Source organism: Escherichia sp. MOD1-EC5950 (assembly GCF_002965345.1).
In the GTDB taxonomy this organism is placed as follows: Bacteria; Pseudomonadota; Gammaproteobacteria; order Enterobacterales; family Enterobacteriaceae; genus Escherichia; species Escherichia marmotae.
This window is the reverse complement of record NZ_PTSR01000153.1, coordinates 1-365: the sequence shown is the minus strand read 5'-3', so window position 1 is coordinate 365 and position 365 is coordinate 1. Positions and strand designations below refer to the sequence as shown.

General features: G+C 61.4%; 1 protein-coding gene. It reads right to left on the bottom strand.

The window, feature by feature from the left end; translation table 11 throughout:
* The coding region (locus BEA93_RS24780) for a hypothetical protein (protein WP_201797562.1) at positions 1 to 365 on the bottom strand (365 nt) is incomplete at both ends.

The following is a 365-nucleotide window of genomic DNA, read 5'->3' as shown; positions in this document are numbered from 1 at the left end:
GGTGCCATCACCTGCACCTGGCGTCCCTGACCTTCTGCCATCGCCACAACAGCCTGTATCTGCTCCCGCTGTGTCGCTATTCCCCGCCCGGTGCTGATAATGGCCACCGCAGGCAGTGTGTCTGCCAGAACCGCAGCCGCGCCCTGCAGGGGCATTTCAGGTCGCATGGTCACCATTACCCGGTTTTCACGCATCGCCTGCTGCGCCAGCTGCTGCACACTCAGCTCATCGAGCAGATGAATGGAGGAGGTGAAAAGCCCCTTTTCCTTATCAAGTGGCACCAGTTCACCGCTGCTGATGGCCTGCTCAATCCCGGCACGGGCCATGGCAATACTGCCCGGTTCAGCCTCCACCAGTGCCAGCGT